Genomic DNA, 5,900 nt, shown 5'->3' on the forward strand with positions numbered 1-5,900 from the left:
GGCCGGTGACCGGGTGGCGGGCAACATCACGGGCGCGACATTCGCCATCGACGGGGGCTACGCCACGGAAATCCACTGATCGTCCGAACGGGACGGTGCGCGTCCGGACGCCGGTCAGGAACCGTCGTTGTCCGGCCGCGGCGGTTCGGCCCGCTGCCGGATCGACCGCTGCCGGATCGACCGCTGCCGGGCCGCGCGGGCCGCGGCACCGGCGGTGGCCAGTGCGCTGACGCCGCCGACGGCGGCCGCGCCGGTGGGGCCGAACTGCAGCATGATCACCAGCGGCGGGACCAGCACGACGGCCGCCGCGAACGCGATGCAGACCACCAGGAACGCCACGTTCATCGTCTGTTTGCGGTCGCGAATGACGGCCGCGATGAGGGCGAGGATGCTGTCGGGCGGTGGTGGCCTGGTAGGCATCGCCTACCCCCTGCGTCTGTCGAAGTCTCACCGGACCTGCGTTGCTCCGCCATTATGCTCCGATTCGGAAGAAAAGTGATAGAGTTGCTCCGAACAGTGACTCTGGAGGCTCGATGGGGCCTGAGCCGATCGCGCGGCTGGTCGCCGCCCACGTCCGCCGCCTGCGGCGGGAGCGCGGGTGGTCGGCCGACCGCTTGGCGAGGGCCTGTGCCGATGCCGGTCAGCCGGCGCTCACCCGCGGCACCATCGCGAAGATCGAATCCGGTGTCCGCAAGTCGGTGACGGCCGACGAGATCGCCGCGCTCGCGAAAGCGCTGGAGGTCACGCCGGCCGAACTGCTGGCCCCCGGTGACGAGGACCAGCGCCCGCCCGCGGCGGCCGGCTCACTCGGTCCGCTGGTCGACGCCCTGGCGCGCACCGAGGTGCTGCGCACGCCGTCGGCCCGGGCGCTGGCGATCGATCTGCTCCGGCGGCAGCTCGGCGCCGAGTTCGACGTGCCCGAGCAGCCCTCGCTCCGGTTGCACCTCTACGCGCTGGTGGTCGCCTGCGAGCGGCACCCCTACGGGATCCAGGCCCTGCTGGACGTGCTCGAGGAGCTCGAACCGGATCCGAGCGGGGTGGAGAGCATCCGGACGGCCGCGGCGGAACTGCGCCCGCTCGCCTGGCTGCCGCCGGACGCGCGGGCGCACCTGTTCCGGCTCTTCGCCGCCGGGCGGTGGGTGCGGCTGGAAGAGGACTACCGCGCCGCGGCCGGGCCGTACGCACCCGAGCCGGAGGAGCCGCCGGCCGGGCCTCGGGCGTACTTCGAAGAACTGGAACGGTTGAACGCGCCACCCAGCGGGATCCCGCCCGCGCTCGTGTTCGTCGAACGCCTGGCCGCTCAGGCCGAGCCCGGCCTCGCGGGCGAGCTGCGGCAGTGGAACCGCGACGCCGCGGCCCGGCTCCGGGTGCCCGTGCCCGCGCTGACCGAGCCGGTCGGCGCCGCGGCCGGCGCGGGCGCCTACCTGGTCATCCGGCTGGAGCAGGACGTCGTGGCACCCGACCGGCTCCAGGCGCGGTACTGGACCCAGCTCGGCTCCGGTGCGCTGCGGGCGGGCGAGGAGTTCGACGGCGGGCCGGCGGAGGTGCGGGAGCACATCGCCGCGCTGGTCCGGCAGGCGGAAGCGGGCTGGGCCGCCGACGCGGCGTTCATCCGGGTGGAGTTCCTGCTGCCGCGGGCGCTGCTCGGCCTGCCGATCGACCAGTGGCCGGGCGAACTTCCCGGCGAGCCGCCGCAGCCACTGGGCCTGCGGCACCAGATCGTCGTGCGCAGCCTGGACCGCGCGCACACCCCGCACTGGCACCGCTCCTGGCGGCGCCGGTGGGAAAGCCTGACCCGGCTCGGCTCCCTGGCGGCGGACCGGGTCGTCTGGGCCGATGCCCGCGAGCAGGCCGACGTGCGGCGGCTCGACGCGGCGCTGGCCACGAGCGACCAGGTGATGCTGGTGCTGCCCCAGCCGCCGGCGACACCGGAGAGCATCGCCGGGGACGAGGTGGTGGTGGGACTGCGGGCCGGTGTCCCGGCCATGCTGTGGCTGCGCGACCGCCGGTTCTCCGCCGATTTCCGGGAGGTCGCCCCGCTCCTGCTCCACGCCGGTGCCGACCTGCCGGAGAGCATGCGGCTGCTCCGGGGCGAGGCGTTCGGTGCCGGCGATCCGGAAACACACGTCGGCAGTCATGTGACTTTGTTGTGGGATGACCCGGGCCGGCTCGTCGAGCCGTCCGGTCCGGTCGGTGCGCGCCAACACGCGAAGGAAGGTCGGTCATGAATCCTGGCCAGGAAGCCGCTTCCCCAGTGCCCCCGTGGTGGATCTACCGCGGAACGGGGGAGCAGCGCGCGGAGGACATCGCCGACCTGCTCCCGCCGCCCCCGCCGTGGCGGGCCTTCGCGGGGGAGCCGGTGTTGCCGGTCCCGCCGGCGAAAGAGGCCGACTTCACCCGGCGCCTCGGCCGCCCGGGCGCGGTACCGATGCGTCCCGATCCGCAGCAGGTCGAGCTGGTCAACGCGGCCATCTGCCTCCGCCGCCCGCTGCTGGTCACGGGCGCGCCGGGCACGGGGAAGTCGTCGCTCGCCTACCGGATCGCGCAGGAGCTGAGGCTCGGCCCGGTCCTGTACTGGCCGGTTTCCACCCGGAGCACGCTCGGGAACGGCCTGTACGAGTACGACGCGATCGGGCGGGTCCAGGCGGCCAGCGCGCGGGTGGCGGGCCAGGATCCGGCCGTGGCCGCCGACGTCGGCGCCTTCCTGCGGCTCGGGCCGCTCGGCACGGCGCTGCTGGCCTACGAGCAACCGCGGGTCCTGTTGATCGACGAACTCGACAAGAGCGACATCGACCTGCCCAACGATCTGCTGGCCGTGCTGGAAGACGGCGAGTACTTCATCCCCGAGCTGGCCCGGCTGGCCAGCGTGACGCCGGAAGTCCGGGTGTTCACCCACGACCTGGGTGAGTCGGCGGTGGTCCGCGACGGCGTCGTGCGCTGCCGGGCGTTCCCGATCATCGTGATCACGAGCAACGGCGAACGCCAGTTCCCGCCCGCGTTCCTGCGGCGCTGCATCCGGCTGGACCTGCCGCAGCCGGACGTGGAGCAGCTGGCGGGCATCGTCGCCGCGCACCTGCCGCGGGGGACCGGGCGCGCGGCCGCCGAGCTGATCGAGGCGTTCGCCGAGCGGTCCGCCACGGCGGAGCCCGGGTTGCCGGTCGACCAGCTGCTGAACGCCCTTTACCTGGTGACGTCCGGGAACCACGACGCGCACCACGAGTCGTGGCCGCGGCTCGTCGACGCGCTGTGGCGGCAGCTGTCGGCACCCGTCGACTGACCGGGGAGTGCACGCGATGAGCGAGCCGGACGACGCGCCGAGCCGGGTACCGGCGGACGAGCTGTCCTGGCGTGACGTGGCGGACGGGCTCTGGCTCGCCCAGCTGCTGCGGCAGGCGGAACGGCCGGGGCCGCCGGACGACCCGCCCCCGGACCGGGCGCGCGCACCGGAGCGGCCGGCGCCGCCGCCGAGCGAACCGGGCGAGCCCGAGCCGATGCCGGCTCCGGCCGAGGCGGAGCCGCCGCCCGAGCCGGTCGTGTCCGCGCGGCGCCCGGCCGGCGGTGACCAGGACTTCGGATCGCAGCTGACGAACCCGCGGGCGATCGAACGGGCGCTGCGGCCCCTCGCCCGGCGCGTCCCGTCCCGCCGGGACCACGAGCTCGACGAGGTCCGCGTGGCGACGAACGCCGCGGAAACCGGGCTGTGGCTGCCGGTGACCCGGCCCGCGGCCACGCGGCGGTTCGACGTCGTCGTCGTGCGCGACACCGGCCGCTCCACCCGGCTGTGGCGGGCGACCGCGGACGCCTTCGTCCGCCTGCTGGAACGCCAGGGTGCGTTCCGCGACGTCCGGACCGTCCAGCTCGACACCGACCAGGCCGTCCCCGAGACCTACCGCGTCGCCGGCCGCCCGGACCGGCGCCCGCTGCGGGAGCTCGCCGATCCCCGTGGCCGGCGGATCGTCCTCGTGCTGACCGACGGCGTGGGCCGGGCTTGGCGGCCGGACACCGTCGCCTCCTGGCTGACCGCGCTCGGGGAGGACAACCCGCTCGCCGTGGTCCACCACCTCCCGCATCACCTGTGGCGCCTGGGAAACCTGACCACGGAGCTGGCGAACCTGTCGGCGGGCGGACCCGGCACGCCCAACCGGCGGCTGCGCTTCGACGTCTTCGCCGAGCCTGGGGCGCCCCGCCGCGAGGGACTCCCGGTTCCGGTGCTCGAGCTGTCCGGCCGGTGGCTGGCGCGCTGGGCCGGCCTGCTCACGGTGACCGGCCCGGCCGAGGTCACCCTGCCGGTCGCCGTCCTCGGCCGGTCCGCCGACGTGCCGGAAGACCTGCCCGCCGAGCTGTCCGCGCACGAACGGGTGCGCGCGTTCCACCTGACGGCGTCGCCGGCCGCGTTCCGCCTCGCCGCGCTGCTGTCCGCCGTGCCGATCGACCTGGCGGTGATGCGGTTCGTCCAGCGGAAAATGGTGCCGGGGTCGGCGCTTTTCCACCTGGCCGAGGTCCTCCACGGCGGGCTGCTGACCGACGTGGCCGCCGAGGCCGGCGAGGACTTCGACTTCCTGCCCGGGGTACGGGCGGAACTGCTCGGTGCGTTGCGGCGCGCCGAAACCGTGGACGTCATCCGGGAAGCGGCCACCGCCTTCGGTGCCGCGAGGCCGGCGCTCGTTCGCCTGCGGGCCGCGCTCGCCGACCCGTTCGCGCCGTCGTTGCCGAGCGACCCGGCCGGCATCGGACTCGAGCACGCCGTGATGCGGGCGCTGTCGGGTCCCTACCTCTCCCGGGCGCGCCGCCTGGTGGCCGGCCGGGGCTCCCCGGCCGACCGGGCGATCTCGGCGAACGAGGCCTCGCCGAGGATGTCCGAGGCGATGGCCGTGCTGCCGGAGGGCTCGCAGGCCGGTTCCCCCGAGTTCGCCGACCGGCCCGAACTGGCGGCCGTGCGGTCGGCGCTCGACGGCGGGGACGGCCGTCCCGTGGTGGTGCTCGGGGAGGGCGGCAGCGGCAAGACCGAGCTGGTCCGCGAATACCTCGCGCGGCACGCCGACGACTACGACTCGGCGTGGTGGGTCCGCGCGGGCGAGGCGGCCGACATCGTCACCGGCTACGGCCGCATCGCCACCGAGCTCGGGCTGGGGCACCCCGGAGCGGCCGCCGACGCCGTCGCGGCCACCGTGCTGGACGCGTTCGCCGGCGCCCGTGCGGTGCGGTGGCTGCTCGTCCTGGACGGCGCGGCCGATCCCGGCGCCGTGCTGCCCTACCTCCCGGCGGGACCGGCGCACGTCGTGGTGACCTCGCGGGAGCCGGCCTGGCGGGACCACGGAACCCCGGTGCCCGTCGGCCGGCTGTCCGCCGCGCAGAGCCGCGAACTGCTGCTCCGGCGCGCTCCCTCGCTCGGCGACGCCGAGTGCGAGTCGCTCGCCGGGCTGCACGGCGGCCTCGCCGCCACCGTCGCCCACCTCGCGCACCGGGTGCCGCGGCGCCGGTTCGCCGCGAGCTGGTTCACGCGGGAGGTGACGGACGACGGACTGTTCCACCGCGCGCTCGAGGACGTGGCCGGCCGCCGGCCGCTCCTCGACATCTGCGCCGTGCTCGGTCCCCGCGGGGCGTCCGCGAACTTTCTCGACCGGGTGCCCGAACTCGGACCGGACCCGGTCGTCCCGGAGCCCGGCGAGGCGCGCCAAGCCCTGCTCGACGGCGGGTTGCTGGTGGCGGACCGGGACGTCCTGGTCGTCCCGGAGCCGGTCCGGGCGGAGGTGCTGGCCCGCTCGGGGGAGACGGCGCTCGCCTCGGCGCGGCACGCCGTCCACCGGGTCCTGGCCGAGGACACTGCGACCCTGTCACCGGGGGAAGTGGTTTCGCACCTGAAGCATTCGGGCATGGTGGACTGCCCCGACCCGCGGGTC

4 protein-coding genes are annotated in these 5,900 nt (G+C 75.4%); 3 read left to right on the forward strand and 1 reads right to left on the reverse strand.

The genetic code is table 11. The features are described from left to right. Nucleotides 1-114 precede the first annotated feature (114 nt). Nucleotides 115-420 (reverse strand): hypothetical protein, encoded by a 306-nt coding sequence (locus tag CCN39_RS44525; RefSeq protein WP_143264395.1) that lies wholly within the window; start codon nucleotides 418-420, stop codon nucleotides 115-117. A 113-nt stretch (nucleotides 421-533) separates the two neighbouring features. On the opposite strand from CCN39_RS44525, the gene CCN39_RS44530 reads away from it, so the two are divergent. The 3 genes from CCN39_RS44530 to CCN39_RS50460 all read left to right on the forward strand — a co-directional run. Continuing rightward, the gene (locus tag CCN39_RS44530) at nucleotides 534-2,228 is read left to right on the forward strand and encodes a VMAP-C domain-containing protein (RefSeq protein WP_086852839.1); all 1,695 of its coding nucleotides are present in this window, start codon (nucleotides 534-536) and stop codon (nucleotides 2,226-2,228) included. After that, nucleotides 2,225-3,277, forward strand: a complete 1,053-nt coding sequence (locus CCN39_RS44535) for an AAA family ATPase (protein ID WP_086852841.1) — start codon at nucleotides 2,225-2,227, stop codon at nucleotides 3,275-3,277. The genes CCN39_RS44530 and CCN39_RS44535 overlap by 4 nt, the downstream gene beginning before the upstream one ends. A 16-nt stretch (nucleotides 3,278-3,293) precedes the next feature. Then, a partial coding sequence (locus CCN39_RS50460) for an SAV_2336 N-terminal domain-related protein (protein WP_279629626.1) occupies nucleotides 3,294-5,900 on the forward strand: 2,607 nt, incomplete at its 3' end.

This window comes from Amycolatopsis kentuckyensis (assembly GCF_002155975.1).
Taxonomy (GTDB): domain Bacteria; phylum Actinomycetota; class Actinomycetes; order Mycobacteriales; family Pseudonocardiaceae; genus Amycolatopsis; species Amycolatopsis kentuckyensis.